This window comes from Neisseria sp. HMSC067H09 (assembly GCF_001814135.1).
In the GTDB taxonomy this organism is placed as follows: Bacteria; Pseudomonadota; Gammaproteobacteria; order Burkholderiales; family Neisseriaceae; genus Neisseria.
Map to the genome: position 1 here is coordinate 24,505 of NZ_KV814911.1, position 15,128 is coordinate 39,632.

The 15,128-nt window shown below is 56.2% G+C and carries 11 protein-coding genes and 2 pseudogenes; 7 read left to right on the top strand and 6 right to left on the bottom strand.

Annotated features, from left to right (window positions below):
* Positions 1-58: 58 nt before the first annotated feature.
* Positions 59-988 carry a polyphosphate kinase 2 gene (gene ppk2 / locus HMPREF2954_RS06635; protein WP_045072803.1) on the bottom strand — a complete coding sequence of 310 codons (930 nt, stop codon included), beginning with the start codon at positions 986-988 and terminating at the stop codon, positions 59-61.
* Between the two features lie 166 nt (positions 989-1,154).
* Between ppk2 and HMPREF2954_RS06640 the strand changes: the two are divergent.
* A pseudogene (locus HMPREF2954_RS06640) lies at positions 1,155-3,064 on the top strand (bifunctional chorismate-binding protein/class IV aminotransferase).
* A 404-nt stretch (positions 3,065-3,468) separates the two neighbouring features.
* Here HMPREF2954_RS06640 and HMPREF2954_RS12980 read toward each other — a convergent pair.
* From HMPREF2954_RS12980 to tsaB, 4 genes and pseudogenes are all read right to left on the bottom strand, one after another.
* Positions 3,469-3,576 (bottom strand): annotated as a pseudogene (locus HMPREF2954_RS12980) (IS5/IS1182 family transposase); the annotation flags it as partial.
* Between the two features lie 164 nt (positions 3,577-3,740).
* Complete coding sequence (locus HMPREF2954_RS06645) at positions 3,741-4,580, bottom strand: uracil-DNA glycosylase family protein (RefSeq protein ID WP_045072801.1); 840 nt, start codon at positions 4,578-4,580, stop codon at positions 3,741-3,743.
* Positions 4,574-5,017 carry a ribosomal protein S18-alanine N-acetyltransferase gene (gene rimI / locus HMPREF2954_RS06650; protein WP_045072800.1) on the bottom strand — a complete coding sequence of 148 codons (444 nt, stop codon included), beginning with the start codon at positions 5,015-5,017 and terminating at the stop codon, positions 4,574-4,576. Before rimI ends, HMPREF2954_RS06645 begins: the two co-directional genes overlap by 7 nt.
* Positions 5,014-5,691: a tRNA (adenosine(37)-N6)-threonylcarbamoyltransferase complex dimerization subunit type 1 TsaB gene (gene tsaB, locus HMPREF2954_RS06655; protein ID WP_045072799.1), complete on the bottom strand. Its 678-nt coding sequence runs from the start codon at positions 5,689-5,691 to the stop codon at positions 5,014-5,016. Before tsaB ends, rimI begins: the two co-directional genes overlap by 4 nt.
* Positions 5,692-5,882: 191 nt before the next feature.
* On the opposite strand from tsaB, the gene gluQRS reads away from it, so the two are divergent.
* Both gluQRS and HMPREF2954_RS06665 read left to right on the top strand, forming a co-directional pair.
* On the top strand, positions 5,883-6,788 hold the full coding sequence (gene gluQRS / locus HMPREF2954_RS06660; protein WP_070689057.1) for a tRNA glutamyl-Q(34) synthetase GluQRS: 906 nt from the start codon (positions 5,883-5,885) through the stop codon (positions 6,786-6,788).
* A gap of 185 nt (positions 6,789-6,973) precedes the next feature.
* The gene (locus tag HMPREF2954_RS06665) at positions 6,974-7,702 is read left to right on the top strand and encodes a LytR/AlgR family response regulator transcription factor (RefSeq protein WP_039407778.1); all 729 of its coding nucleotides are present in this window, start codon (positions 6,974-6,976) and stop codon (positions 7,700-7,702) included.
* A 607-nt stretch (positions 7,703-8,309) separates the two neighbouring features.
* Here HMPREF2954_RS06665 and fba read toward each other — a convergent pair.
* Positions 8,310-9,374, bottom strand: coding sequence for a class II fructose-bisphosphate aldolase (gene fba, locus HMPREF2954_RS06670; RefSeq protein ID WP_003761919.1), 1,065 nt, complete (start codon positions 9,372-9,374; stop codon positions 8,310-8,312).
* A 211-nt stretch (positions 9,375-9,585) separates the two neighbouring features.
* On the opposite strand from fba, the gene HMPREF2954_RS06675 reads away from it, so the two are divergent.
* The 4 genes from HMPREF2954_RS06675 to gyrB all read left to right on the top strand — a co-directional run bounded on the left by HMPREF2954_RS06675 (position 9,586) and on the right by gyrB (position 14,951).
* Complete coding sequence (locus HMPREF2954_RS06675; RefSeq protein WP_045072797.1) at positions 9,586-10,014, top strand: acyl-CoA thioesterase; 429 nt, start codon at positions 9,586-9,588, stop codon at positions 10,012-10,014.
* 3 nt (positions 10,015-10,017) lie between these two features.
* Positions 10,018-10,917: a tyrosine recombinase XerC gene (xerC, locus tag HMPREF2954_RS06680; protein WP_045072796.1), complete on the top strand. Its 900-nt coding sequence runs from the start codon at positions 10,018-10,020 to the stop codon at positions 10,915-10,917.
* Between the two features lie 25 nt (positions 10,918-10,942).
* Positions 10,943-12,343 (top strand): L-serine ammonia-lyase, encoded by a 1,401-nt coding sequence (locus HMPREF2954_RS06685; protein ID WP_045072795.1) that lies wholly within the window; start codon positions 10,943-10,945, stop codon positions 12,341-12,343.
* A 217-nt stretch (positions 12,344-12,560) separates the two neighbouring features.
* Entirely contained in the window at positions 12,561-14,951 is a 2,391-nt protein-coding gene (gene gyrB, locus HMPREF2954_RS06690) for a DNA topoisomerase (ATP-hydrolyzing) subunit B (protein WP_045072794.1), read from the top strand.
* Positions 14,952-15,128: the final 177 nt, after the last annotated feature.

Consider the following 15,128-nt stretch of genomic DNA (forward strand, 5'->3'; position numbering starts at 1 on the left):
AACCCGTATTTCAGGTTTTCAGACGACCTTTTTACTGCTTAAACGGCTAACCGCTCAATCAGTCATGACCGATATCGACGGTTTTCTCTTTGTAGCGTGTGTCGGGAATGAGGACGATTTTTTCGTCCACTTTGCCGATGGCTTTCACGTCTTTACCCGGGTAGTCCAGTCGGTGCAGGAAGTAGCGGATACAGTTGAGGCGTGCGCGTTTTTTGTCGTCGGAACGGATGATGACCCAAGGCGCGTCGCCGGTGTGGGTGTGGAAGAACATGGCGTTTTTGGCTTCGGTGTAGTCGTCCCAACGGTCGAGCGACTGGATGTCCACGGGAGAAAGTTTCCAGTGTTTCAGCGGATCGTCGCGGCGGGAGATAAAGCGGCGCAGTTGTTCTTCGCGGGATACGGAGAACCAGAATTTGAAGAGGTGGATGCCGCTGGCAACGAGCATACGTTCCAATTCGGGGGTTTGGCGCATGAAGAGCAGGTATTCGTTGGGTTCGCAGAAGCCCATCACGCGTTCTACGCCGGCGCGGTTGTACCATGAGCGGTCGAAGAAGACCATTTCGCCCGCGGTCGGCAGGTTTTGAATGTAGCGTTGGAAATACCATTGGCCGCGTTCGGTGGTGGTCGGTTTTTCCAGTGCGACGACGCGCGCGCCGCGCGGGTTCAAATGTTCCATAAAGCGTTTGATGGTACCGCCCTTGCCTGCGGCGTCGCGGCCTTCAAACAGGCTGACGATGCGTTGGCCGGAGTCTTTGACCCAGCTTTGCACTTTCAGCAATTCGATTTGCAGCTTTTGTTTTTCTTTTTCGTATGCGGCGCGGCGCATACGTTGTTTGTAGGGGTAATTGGCGGGAAGCGGTGCGCTGCCGGAATCTTCGTCCGTACCGCGTCCTTCGTGTTCCAAAACGGCTTTTTCGAAAACTTGCAACTGGTCTTGCTTTTCGCCCAATTCAACGTTTTCAAATGGTTCTAACTGATGATCTGCCATAGGGTCTCCTTATTGATTAAGTTTGAAATGATATGGTGTGGTATGGTTTGATTCTACTCCTTTGCCCCTCAGCGGACTACATAAAATTACACTGCGCCATTTTTTTCGGCGCGGTCTGCTAATTTGTGTAAAAACGGCGTATAATCAGGCTATTTGCACCACAGCCATGCCCTATTTCGCCCTGTTTGACGATGCCGTAAGCGGTCGCGCAAAACTCTATCAAAATCATGTGGAAAGCCGCCTTTTCCATCATAACGAACTGGATTCGCTGGACGATGCGCTGCAAAAGGGCTGGCAAAAAGGGCTGCATTCGGTGTTGTTTGCAGACTACGAATTCGGTTTGCCGCTGATGGGGATGGATTCCGAACGCGGCGGCAATCTTGCCCTGCATTGGTTTGCCGACTGCGCCGACATCGATGCCGAAAGCTGGCTTGCCCAAAATTCAGACGACCTCCCCGCCGGCATTTCCACGCCGCAATCCTCCGTATCCGAAGCCGATTATCTCGATCACATCCGCCAAATCCACGAAGCCATCCGGCGCGGCGACACCTATCAAATCAACTACACCACCCGCCTGCACCTGCAAGCCTACGGCAACCCCGTCAGCCTCTACCGCCGCCTGCGCCAGCCCGTCCCCTATGCCGTCTTGTCCCACCTGCCCGATGCGGCAGGGAAACCCGCTTGGACGCTGTGTTTCTCGCCCGAACTCTTCCTCAAAATCGGTGCGGACGGCACCATCAGCACCGAACCGATGAAAGGCACCGCGCCGATTTTGGGCGACGGTCAAGACGAACGCCGCGCCGCCGAGTTGCAAGCCGACCCGAAAAACCGCGCCGAAAACGTGATGATTGTCGATTTGCTGCGCAACGACCTCGGCAAAATCGCCCAAACCGGCAAAGTATGCGTGCCCGAGCCGTTTAAAGTATCGCGTTTCGGCAGCGTCTGGCAGATGACCAGTACCATCCAAGCCCAAGCCCTGCCGCACATTACCGCCGCCGACATCCTCCGCGCCGCCTTCCCCTGCGGCAGCATCACCGGCGCGCCCAAACGCATGAGCATGCAGATTATCGAATCGCTCGAAGCCGAACCGCGCGGCCTCTACACCGGCAGCATCGGCTACCTGAAACCCTGCGCGGGCGGGCTGGGATTTGAAGGCATATTCAACGTCGTTATCCGCACATTGTTGCTCAAACCCGTTTCAGACCCGATTTCAGACGACCTTCCATTTTCAGACGACCTGGATAGTGGATTAAATTTAAATCAAGACAAGGTGACGAAGCCGCAGACACGGCAAGGCGGGGAAACGCCGTACCGGTTTCAAGTTCATCCACTATATCAAGGGGTGTACGGCGTCGGTTCCGGCATCGTCATCGACAGCGACCCCGCCGCCGAATATCGGGAATGCGGCTGGAAAGCCCGTTTCCTCGACGAACTGCGCCCCGCCTTCGGCATCTTCGAAACCATGCGCGTGGAAAACAGGCAATGCCGCCTGCTCGACCTGCATTTAGGCCGTCTGAAAACATCCGCCCAAGCCCTCAACCTGCCCCTGCCCGATGACTGCGAAACCCGAATCCGACAATACATCGCCAAACTACCCGACGGCCTGTTCCGCTTGAAAGCCGAACTCGTTTCAGACGACCTCATCCTCAGCCATGCTGCCACCGCCGAGCTGCCCGCCCCGCAGCGCATCATCCCCGCCCCGCCACCCCTCCCGCGCTGCGACTACCTGCGCCGCTTCAAAACCACCCGCCGCGCCCTCTTCGACCAAGCGTGGCAACCGCCGAAACACAAGGCGCGTTCGACAGCCTGTTTTTCAATTCAGACGGCCTCCTGCTCGAAGGCGGCAGAAGCAACGTATTCATCAAATACCAAGGGCAATGGCTCACCCCGTCTCTGGATTTGGACATCCTCAACGGCGTCATGCGCCAAGCCGTCTTGCAGCAGCCGCAAACCTACTTAGGCGCGGACACAGTCATCGAAACGCACATCACCCGCGACATGCTGGAACACACCGAAGAAATCCGCCTCTCCAACGCCTTAAGGGGCGTGTTTGAGGCGGAGTGGGTGAAAAGTTGATTGGTTGAACAACGGACAAAGTGAATAAGCAAAAAGGTCGTCTGAAAATAAGCGTGAACGAGTTTCTCTAAAACTTGGTTTCACGTTTTCAGACGACCTCTTTTTTACCTGCACCCCACCCCCTCTCCCGTCCGGCGGGAGAGGGTGGCTCTGCGGGCTGTACGAATTTGATTTTATTACCTAAACCCCAAAACTCCCCCATCCTAACCTTCCCCCGCCAGACGGGGGAAGGGACAAGCTCCGTTGCAACAACGAGTAGCGTGGGTTCTACCCACGATATAAATGCAAGAATAACCGCTAAATTCAAATGTGGACAACAGGCTCGCGGACGAGGCCCACGCTACTCATTATAGTGGATTAAAATAAAAATGAGACAAGGAGACAACGCCCGTCGTGTACAGATAGTATAGTGGATTAACTTTAAACCAGTACGGCGTTGCCTCGCCTTGCCGTACTATCTGTACTGTCTGCGGTTTCGTCGTCTTGTCCTGATTTAAATTTAATCCACTATACATAAGGGCGTGGGCAACGCCGTATCATTGCAATTTTAATCCACTATAATCTTTACCATCATCCCGGCGCGTGTGTTGTCCGCAAACGCCTCCGCTGAAAAAATGCAAAAAGGTCGTCTGAAACCCTATTTCCAAGTTTCAGACGACCTTTGTTCCAATCAACCCTACAACACAGCCGCCGCTTTCTTCAATACCTGCCAGGCATATGCCTTCAGGCGCGGTTGGCGCAGCAGGCGGGCGGGGTGCGGGATGGTGAAATACGGGATGCCGCCGCACAATTCGTCCATGACCGCCATCATTTCTTTTTGTTCGAAAACCTGCCCTAAAAACAATACCGCACGGGCTTGGGACGATTCCAATTCATGCTTCAGTGCAGGCAATTCGGCATGGATTTGCGCTTCCGAGGGATGCGGGCTGAACACGGGGGCGGCTTTCACCCAACTGGTTTTGTGCGCCTGCTGCGGGCTGAGGCGGATGGCGGCGAGCATATTGTCCAGCAGGACGCCGGTTTCGCCGTGGAACAATTCGCCGTGCAGCGTATCTTCGGTCGACGGGCAGATGCTGACCACCATCAGGCGCGCGGTTTTGACTGTGGCGGACAGGCGCGGGAGGTCGTCTGAATGGTGCGGAGCGGCAGGCAAATCTGCCGTGTTTTGGATGCTGCGGGTTTGTTTGTCCGCAGGCGTTTCCTGCTTGGGTTTCGCGTCGGGCTGACGGGCCGCTTCGACAGCCGCGGTTTGCTGGGATGGCATTTCGCGCTCGGGTACGTCCTGTTGGTTTCCGCCGTGTACGGCCGCCATTGCCGACAGACGCGCCTGATGCGCCCCTACCGACAGGGTGCGTTCCTGACGGGGGATGGTCGTCTGAACCGACGCTGCCGCGGGTTTGGGCATACCGGTTTTGGGAGCGGTCCAAGCAGCGGGAATGGTTTTTGCCCCGCGCTTGAGCCACATCGGCCCCAGTCCCAAGGCTTCGTGCAAATGGAGGTAACGGCTGCTTAACATGGTTTTTCCATCAAAATTGCGTCTTCATATCCGCCTTCGGGCAGGGGATAATAATTTTTCCGCCGGCCTGTTTCGATAAAACCGTATTTGCGGTAGAGGCCGATGGCGGCGGCATTGCCTGCGCGGACTTCCAACAACAGGCGAGATACGCCTTGGCTTGAGGTCGTCTGAAACCAATATGCCAAAAGTTTTGAGGCGATGCCTTGTCGACGGTACACCGGGGCGGCGGCAATCAGGTGTAACTCGGACTCGCCGCAGATTTCGCGCCAGACGGCAAAACCGCAGATTCCGCCTCCGCGTTCGCAGACGCAAACGGTATCGGCAGGATTTTCTACCGCTTCGAGAAACTGCCGCTCCGACCAAGGCGAGGGATTGCCCGCCGCATCGATTGCGGTCAGGGCGGCACAGTCATCAGAGCTTGCCGGACGGATGTTCATGGTTTCGCCTTCCTTTCCGCCTGCTCTTTCGCCGTCAGGGCGATCTTGTCGCGGACGTATAACAATTCGGCATGTGCGGCGTCTGCCGCAGGATAACGCCCGCTCAGTGCCAGCTCGAGAAAATCGGCGGCAGTCGGCATGGACGGCATGCCGTCGAAAGGCGGCTTGTCAGCCAAGGCAAAGGCGTTGCCCACACCCGCTCCGAAGGTTTGTCCTTTCGGCAAAACGATTTCCGAAGCCTTGCCGACATGATAATCGCCCAAACGCGTATGGGATTGCGTGTCAAACCACGCATAAAACACTTCGCCCATACGCGCATCGGTCGCCGCCAATACGCAAGGGCAGTCTGGAACCAGATAAGCCGCCGCATCCAAACTCGGCACGCCGACAACGGGCGTGTCGAAAGGGGTTGCCAAACCCTGCACGACACCTGCCCCGATACGCAATCCGGTGAACGCGCCCGGTCCTTGTGCATAAACGATGCCGCCCAAATCCGACGCGCCTATACCCGCCTGTTCGAACAACACGCGAATCTGCGGCAGGATGAGTTCGGACTGGCGCGTACCGACGTTTTCATGATACAGGCGCACCTCTCCGTCCGCACGCAAAGCGAGTGAGAGAAAAGAGGTACCGGTATCGACGGCAAGAATGGGACGTGAAGTATCAATGAGCATGGAATCTGTCCGTAATGTGTTGAAACGGCATTATAACATTGCCCGCAGAAGCAGTTGCTTGGTATAGTTTGCCCGTTTTCAGACGACCTTTCCCCAAAGGTCGTCTGAAAACCCTGCCGCAACGCAGTTAAAACGGACACGGCAAGTCCCGCCCAAACCGATTTCCAACAACCCGCTCCAATCCCAAAACCATGACGGCACCCCTACCAACCGACTATATCGGACGCTTCGCCCCCAGCCCCACCGGCCTGCTCCACATCGGCTCGCTGCTGACCGCGCTTGCATCCTACGCCGATGCGCGCGCAAACCGGGGCAAATGGCTGGTCCGCATGGAAGACCTCGATCCGCCGCGCGAAATGCCCGGTGCCGCCGCGCATATCCTGCACACGCTTGAAGCCTTCGGTTTCGAATGGGACGGCGAAGTCGTTTGGCAGAGCCGCCGCCATTCCCTGTACAGGGACGCCTTGGGTCGTCTGAAAGAAAAAGGCCTACTCTATCCCTGTTATTGCAGCCGCAAAGACTGGCAGGCGGCCGCCGCCCAAGGTGCCGACGGATTCGTTTACAACGGACGCTGCCGCCGCCCCGAAGACCGCCCCCACACCGACAAACCGCCCGCATGGCGCATCCGCGTCAACGATGAAACCATCGGATTTGACGACGGTATCGTCGGACATTACGCCCAAAACCTCGCCCGCGACATCGGCGACTTCGTCCTCTTGCGCGCCGACGGATTTTGGGCGTACCAGCTTGCCGTCGTTGCCGACGATGCCGACCAAGGCATTACACACATCGTACGCGGGCAAGACCTGCTCGTTTCCACCCCGCGCCAAATCTACCTGCAACGCAACCTCGGCTTCGCTACCCCGCATTACGCCCACCTCCCGCTTTTGGTCAACAAACACGGGCAGAAATGGTCAAAGCAGACGCTTGCCCCCGCCTTGGACGAAAACCATAAAGAACAATTACTCCGCCAAGTCCTGCAATACCTCAACCTTCCGCCCGCACCCGAAGTTTCCCGCCCGCAGGCGCTTTTATCTTGGGCGATAGAACACTGGCAGCCGCATAAAATACCGATACGTGATATAGTTACGGAGTAGATTGGCGAGATTGCAACAAATTACTCGAGATATTATTCAAACGTAATTATTTTTTACATAACCCGCACATTAATACTTCATATTTACTATAATCGCCGTAACCAAATGCATAACGGGAAGACGGCTATCCGTGCCGACTTTTCACCCGACTGTCAAAAACTTAAAAATAACAAAAGTAAATCATTATGTTAAGTGTCATTATTGTTGAAGACGAAGTGCTCGCCGCAGAACGCCTGCGCATCTTGCTGGAAGAGTGCAACGTCGTGATTCTCAACGTATTCCACCACGCACAACCCGCTTTGGACTGGTTGAGTATGCACGAAGTCGATATCGTATTTGCCGACATCGGGCTGCCCGAAATTACCGGACTCGAGCTGGTCGAACGCATCAAACGCGTCGCCAAACGCCAGCCCGAAATTATCTTCACCACCGCCTACGAAGAACACGCCTTGCGCGCCTTCGAACTGGCGGCAGCCGACTACCTGCTCAAACCCATCCGCTCAACCCGCCTACAAGCGGCATTGGACCGGGTCAGCGAAAAATACCGCGAAAAAGCCGACGACTTTACCCATTTCCAAGTCTTCAGCCGCGACCGCATGATCGAAATCCCGTGGCAGCAGGCGCGTTATCTGATGGCGGAACACAAAACCGTCTTTCTGGTTACCGGCGACAGACAAAGCTACGAACTGCCCAAAACCCTGGTCTATTGGGAAGAATTGTTGGGCGAAAAAATCATCCGCCTCCACCGCAACGCCCTCGCCTTCCGCCACACCTTAGACTACCTGATACGGCTGGACGACGACGATGACAGCGATTCTGCCTGGGGTGCGCAGATATTGGACATCCCAAAGCCCCTGCCCGTCAGCCGCCGCCAGCTTTCCGCCATCCGCAAAATCCTCAAAAGCAAGGTGTAGATTTGCCGATAAACTCCGAACCCTGCCTTTCATGCGCAGGGTTTTGTTTTTCAGGTTCAACCTGCTGTTCATCAGGTGCATTAAAGTAAAAAAAATCGCAAGCCAAAATGAAAACAGGACATTTGTCAGCCACCTTTGCCGACTGCGCAGGAATGACGGCATTATCAGATCATCCTTTATGACTTGGCGACAAATAATCGCCGCCCGTCATCGAATCCCACGCTAGTCAGGGAATAGGAAAAGTTCGCCTCTTCGGCAAACAAGGTCGTCTGAAAACAAACGCCGCAGGTTGTGTTCAACCTGAAGCCGTTTTCAGACGACCTTTTGTCTGGTTTGGAAAGCCGGCGTATTATAGTGGATTAACTTTAACCCAGTACGGCGTTGCCTCGCCTTAGCTCAAAGAGAACGATTCTCTAAGGTGCTGAGGCACCAAGTGAATCGGTTCCGTACTATATGTACTGTCTGCGGCTTCGTCGGTCTTGTCCTGATTTAAAGTTAATCCACTATAAATCAGGACGGGCAGTGCCGTACGGGTTTGCACTTGACCCATACACCCTTCGAAACAAACGGGCGGCTTGGATGGCCGCCCGTTTGTTTGTCCCGTTGTTTATTTGATGATTTGGTTCAGCTCGCCTTTGGCGTAGCGGTTTGCCATTTTCTCAAGGGAAACGGGTTTGATTTTGCCTGCCTGCCCTTCGCAGCCGAATGCGAGGTAACGGTCGAGACAGATTTGTTTCATGGCTTCGACGGTTTTGCTCAGGTATTTGCGCGGGTCGAATTCGGACGGGTTTTCTGCCATGAAGCGGCGGATGGCGCCGGTGGAGGCGAGGCGCAGGTCGGTGTCGATATTGACTTTGCGCACGCCGTGTTTGATGCCTTCGACGATTTCTTCTACGGGTACGCCGTAGGTTTCGCCGATTTTGCCGCCGTATTCGTTGATGACTTTCAGCCATTCTTGAGGAACGGAGCTGGAGCCGTGCATGACGATGTGGGTGTTGGGCAGGGCTTGGTGGATTTCTTTGATGCGGTCGATGCGCAATACGTCGCCGGTGGGCGGACGGGTGAATTTGTATGCGCCGTGGCTGGTGCCGACGGCGATGGCGAGTGCATCCACGCCGGTGTCTTTGACGAAGCGCACGGCATCTTCGACGCTGGTGAGCATTTGGTCGTGGGAGAGTTTGCCTGCCGCGCCTACGCCGTCTTCTTCGCCGGCTTCGCCGGTTTCGAGGTTGCCCAAGACGCCGATTTCGCCTTCGACGGACACGCCGCAGGCGTGGGAGAAGTTGACGACGGTACGGGTGGCGTTGACGTTGTATTCATAGGTGGACGGGGTTTTGCCGTCTTCGAGCAGCGAGCCGTCCATCATGACGGAGGAGAAGCCCAGTTGGATGGAGCGTTGGCACACGTCGGGCGATGCGCCGTGGTCTTGGTGCATGACGACGGGGATGTGCGGGAATTCTTCAACGGCCGCCAAAATCAGGTGGCGTAAAAACGGCGCGCCTGCATATTTGCGCGCGCCGGCGGATGCTTGAACGATAACGGGAGCGTTGACTTGGTCTGCGGCTTCCATGATGGCGCGCATTTGTTCGAGGTTGTTGACGTTGAATGCGGGCAGGCCGTAGCTGTTTTCGGCGGCATGGTCGAGCAGTTGGCGCATGGATACGAGTGCCATTTAAATCTCCTTGGTGAGGTAGCGGGATGGTGATGTGGGAAATTATAATGTTTTTCTTATTAAAAAACTACACAGGGCTACATCAGTTTTATATATTAATGAGATTTTAAGCGGCTGCGGCGGGCAAACGGTGCGGTCGGTATTTGTCTGACATGGTTTATAATAACGGTTTGTTTTCGGGGTCGTCTGAAACGGCGGCGGGAGGTGTGTGATGGCTAAGTTGGCAGTGGCGGATGTGGATGCGGTGTTGTTTCAGACGACCTTGCGCGTGCAGGTGGGCGACGTGAATTACGGCGGCCATCTGGCGAACGATGCCGTTTTGCGCTTGTGCCACGAGGTGCGGATGCGTTGGCTGGCAGGTTTGGGCTGGAGCGAAACGGACGCGGGCGGCGCGGGGCTGATTATGGCGGACGCGGCGGTGCAATATTTGGCACAAGGCTTTTACGGCGATGAACTGTCGGCGGAAATGGGCATTGAGGACATCGGCAAGGGCGGATTCGCGCTGCTGTTCCGCCTGACGCGCATCGCGGACGGCAAGGTGCTGGCGCGGGCGCGCACGGGTATGGTGTGTTTCGATTATGCGCGCCAAAAGGTTTGCCGATTGCCGCAGGCTTTGAAAACCGTGTTGGAGGTCGTCTGAAAAATGTTGGCGTGCGATTTCGGACTGTCTTTAGACGGCTATTTGAAAATGTTGGGACAACAAGGCAAGTCGGCGCACACGCTGTCTGCCTACGGGCGCGATTTGACCGAACTTGTGCGGCTTTTGACGGAAGGGTCGTCTGAAACGGCGCAGGATTTGAAACGGCGCGATTTTGTGGCGGCGTTGAAACGGCTGTCGCAACAAGGCTTGAGCGAACGGACGCTGGCGCGCAAATTGTCGGCGTGGCGGCAATATTGCGGCTGGCTCGTGCAGTCGGGCATGATGGACAACGACCCAACCTTCAACCTGAAAGCCCCGCGCCTGCCCGAACGCCTGCCCAAAGCCCTGCCGCAGGAAGAGTTGAACCATATGCTCGACAGTGCGCCCGTTGATGACAGTTTGGCAGTGCGCGACCATGCCTTGTTTGAACTGATGTACGGCAGCGGCCTGCGCTTAAGCGAGATACACGGCTTGGATTTGGGCGATGTGTTGCTGGACGAAGGCTGGGTGAGCGTAACCGGTAAAGGCAGGAAAGAGCGGCAAGTCCCGTTGTCGGGCAAAAGCGTCGAAGCCTTGCGCGCCTATCTGTCCGAACGCGTAGCGGCAGACGGCGAAGCCGCGCTCTTTACCGGCAAAAACGGCACGCGACTCGGGCAGCGACAAATCCAAAAACGCCTTCAGGCATGGGCGGTGCAGCAGGGCAGCGGGCAACACATTTCCCCGCACATGATGCGCCACAGCTACGCCAGCCACCTTTTGCAATCCTCACGCGACATCCGCGCCGTGCAAGAACTGTTGGGACACAGCAACCTCTCGACCACGCAGATTTACACCAAGCTGGATTTCGACCATCTGGCCAAGGTTTACGACGAGGGGCATCCGCGGGCGAAACGGAAAAAGTAATTCAATAAAATCAACGGAAAACATCATGATCAGCATTTTCGACATTTTCAAAATCGGCATCGGCCCCTCCAGCTCCCACACCGTCGGCCCCATGAAAGCCGCCGCCGCCTTTTCAGACGACCTCAAACAATCAGGGCTGGACGCGCAAACCGAGCGCATCGTCATCGACATTTACGGCTCGCTGGCGCTGACAGGACGCGGACACGGCACATTCGACGCCCTCCTGCTCGGCTTGGAAGGCAGCCTGCCGCACGACATCCCCCTCGCCGACATCCCCGACCGTCTCGAACGCATCCGCACGCAACACACCCTCCGCCTCAACGGACGCGAAATCAGCTTCAACCCCGACAGCGACCTGAATATACGCGGCGACCAAGTGTTGCCCAAACACCCGAACGGACTGAATTTCACCGCCTACGGCAAAGACGGCGGCAAACTCAAAGAACAAATTTACTACTCCGTCGGCGGCGGCTTTATCGTTACCGATCAAGAGTTTGACAAACAAGCCGAACAAACGCGCCCAGTCCCCTACCCTTATACCAGCTGCGCCGAACTGCTCGCCCAATGCCGCATGAACCAGCTCGACATCTCCGAAGCCGTATTGGCAAACGAAGCCGCGCTTGCCGGTTGCAGCGAAGCCGAAATCCGCCGCCGCGTCGCCGGCGTTGCCGACGTTATGGAAGGCTGCATCAAACGCGGGCTGGCGGCAGACGGCGAACTGCCCGGCGGCTTGAACGTCCGCCGCCGCGCCCCGCAGCTTGCCGCCAAACTCAAAGCCCTGCGCGAAACCGAAATCGTCAACACCCAACTCTGGCCCATGGTTTACGCCATGGCGGTCAACGAAGAAAACGCCGCCGGCGGACGCGTCGTTACCGCCCCGACCAACGGCGCCGCCGGCATCATCCCCGCTGTCCTGCACTACTTCCGCAAGTTCAACCCGCACGCCACGCAAGAGCGCGTCGAAAACTTCCTGCTCACCGCAGGTGCCATCGGCATCCTCTACAAAACCAACGCCTCCATCTCCGGCGCGGACGTCGGCTGCCAAGGCGAAGTCGGCGTCGCCTGTTCCATGGCGGCGGGCGCATACGCCGAAGTCATCGGCGGCACGCCCAAACAAGTGGAAAACGCCGCCGAAATGGCAATGGAACACCATTTGGGCCTGACCTGCGATCCCGTCGGCGGATTGGTGCAAATCCCCTGCATCGAACGCAACGGCATCGCCGCCGAAAAAGCCCTCAAACTCGGCACCCTCGCCCTGCTGGAAGACGGCACGGACAAAAAAGTCTCGCTCGACGAAGTCATCCAAACCATGCTGCAAACAGGGCGCGACATGAAGTCCACCTACAAAGAAACCTCGCTTGCCGGACTCGCCATCACCCTCCAGAAAAAAGCCGTCCCCGTATCCGTCCGCGTTGTGGAATGTTGAAAACGGAAAAATATGAAAAAGGTCGTCTGAAACCGAGTACGAACAGGTTTCAGACGACCTTTCCGCCCACCCGAAACGCTGAATTTTCCAGCAAAATCAGGTATAATAACGGTCTATTTCCGTCCGTCGGACAGCTTGACCGTCCGGGTGGCGCGCCCAACTGTCGTTCAGACGACCTCAGCAGAAATTCTTTTAAAAAATCTTACAGATAAAGACCATGACTGACCAAAAACACGAAGAATACGGCGCCGACAGCATACAAGTGCTGGAAGGCTTGGAAGCGGTACGCAAACGCCCCGGTATGTATATCGGCGACACGCAGGACGGCAGCGGCCTGCACCACATGGTGTTCGAAGTATTGGACAACGCCATCGACGAAGCACTGGCGGGACATTGCGACAAAATCACCGTAACCATCCATGCCGACAATTCCGTCAGCGTGGCCGACAACGGGCGCGGTATGCCCACCGGCATCCACCCGAAAGAAGGACGCTCCGCCGCCGAAGTCATCATGACCGTGTTGCACGCGGGCGGCAAGTTCGACAACAACAGCTACAAAATCTCCGGCGGTCTTCACGGCGTGGGCGTGTCCGTCGTCAACGCGCTGTCCGACTGGGTAACGCTGACCATCTACCGCGACGGCAAAGAACACTTCGTCCGCTTCGTGCGCGGCGAAACCGAAGAGCCGTTGAAAGTTGTCGGCGATTCCGACAAAAAAGGTACGACCGTGCGCTTCCTCGCCAGCGCGGAAACCTTCGGCAACGTCGAATACAGCTTCGACATCCTCGCCAAACGCATCCGCGAACTTTCCTTCCTGAACAACGGCGTGGACATCGAATTGATTGACGAGCGCGACGGCAAACACGAAAGCTTCGCTCTTTCCGGCGGCGTGGCAGGTTTCGTGCAATACATGAACCGCAAAAAAACGCCGTTGCACGAAAAAATCTTCTATGCGTTCGGCGAGAAAGACGGCATGAGCGTCGAATGCGCGATGCAGTGGAACGACAGCTATCAGGAAAGCGTGCAGTGCTTCACCAACAACATCCCGCAACGCGACGGCGGTACGCACCTGACCGCGTTGCGCCAAGTGATGACGCGCACCATCAACAGCTACATCGAAGCCAACGAAGTCGCCAAAAAAGCCAAAGTTGAAACGGCCGGCGACGATATGCGCGAAGGTTTGACCTGCGTGTTGTCCGTCAAATTGCCCGACCCGAAATTCTCGTCGCAAACCAAGGACAAACTGGTTTCCAGCGAAATCGGCCCCGTCGTCAACGAAGTCATCAACCAAGCCCTGACCGACTTCCTTGAAGAAAATCCGAACGAAGCCAAAATTATCACCAGCAAAATCGTTGATGCCGCCCGCGCGCGCGAAGCCGCCCGCAAAGCCCGCGAAATCACCCGCCGCAAAGGCGTGATGGACGGCTTGGGGCTGCCCGGCAAACTCGCCGACTGCCAAGAAAAAGACCCTGCATTGTCAGAACTTTATCTGGTCGAGGGCGATTCCGCCGGCGGCTCAGCCAAACAAGGCCGCGACCGTAAATTCCAAGCCATTTTGCCGCTCAAAGGCAAAATCCTGAACGTCGAAAAAGCCCGCTTTGAAAAAATGCTCGCCAGCCAAGAGGTCGCCACCCTGATTACCGCGCTGGGCGCAGGCATCGGCAAAGAAGAGTTCAACCCCGAAAAACTGCGTTACCACCGCATCATCATCATGACCGATGCCGACGTGGACGGCGCGCACATCCGCACCCTGCTCCTGACCTTCTTCTACCGCCAAATGCCCGAACTGGTCGAGCGCGGCTACATCTACATCGCCCAGCCGCCGCTCTACAAAGCCAAATACGGCAAGCAGGAGCGTTACCTCAAAGACGAGTTTGAAAAAGACCAATGGTTGCTCGGCCTCGCTTTGGAAAAAGCCAAAATCGTTTCAGATGGCCGCACCATCGAAGGCGTAGAACTTGCCGACACCGCCAAACAATTCCTGTTGGCGAAAACCGTTATCGAACAGGAAAGCCGCTTCGTGGACGAACTCGTCCTACGCGCCATGCTGCACGCGTCGCCCATCGATTTGACGTCGTCTGAAAATGCCGATAAAGCCGTTGCCGAACTTTCCGGTCTGCTCGACGAAAAAGAAGTCGCCCTCGAACGCATCGAAGGACACGAAGGCAACCGTTTCATCAAAATCACCCGCAAGCTGCACGGCAACGTCATGATCAGCTACATCGAACCCAAGTTCCTCAACAGCAAAGCCTACCAAACCCTCACCCAAACCGCCGCCGCGCTCAAAGGCTTGGTCGGCGAGGGTGCCAAGCTTTATAAAGGCGAGAACGAATATGATGTGGACAGCTTTGAAACCGCGCTGAACATCCTGCTCCAAAACGCCCAAAAAGGCATGTCCATCCAGCGATACAAAGGATTGGGCGAGATGAACCCCGAGCAGCTTTGGGAAACCACGATGGACCCCGCCGTGCGCCGTTTGTTGAAAGTGCGCATCGAAGACGCCATCGCCGCCGATGAAGTGTTCGTTACCCTGATGGGCGACGAAGTCGAACCGCGCCGCGCCTTCATCGAAAACAACGCCCTGATTGCGCAAAATATTGATGCTTGATAGGGGCTGAAACATGAAAAGGTCGTCTGAAAATGGGGATTTCCGGTTTTCAGACGACCTTTTTGATTGGTGGGAACCAAGACAAATAAAACAAATACGGCTGATTCATTTATTTTTTGATATGACACCTACCGTCATTCCCTGTACGGACAGAGATAGGCATCCCAAAATAGCTTT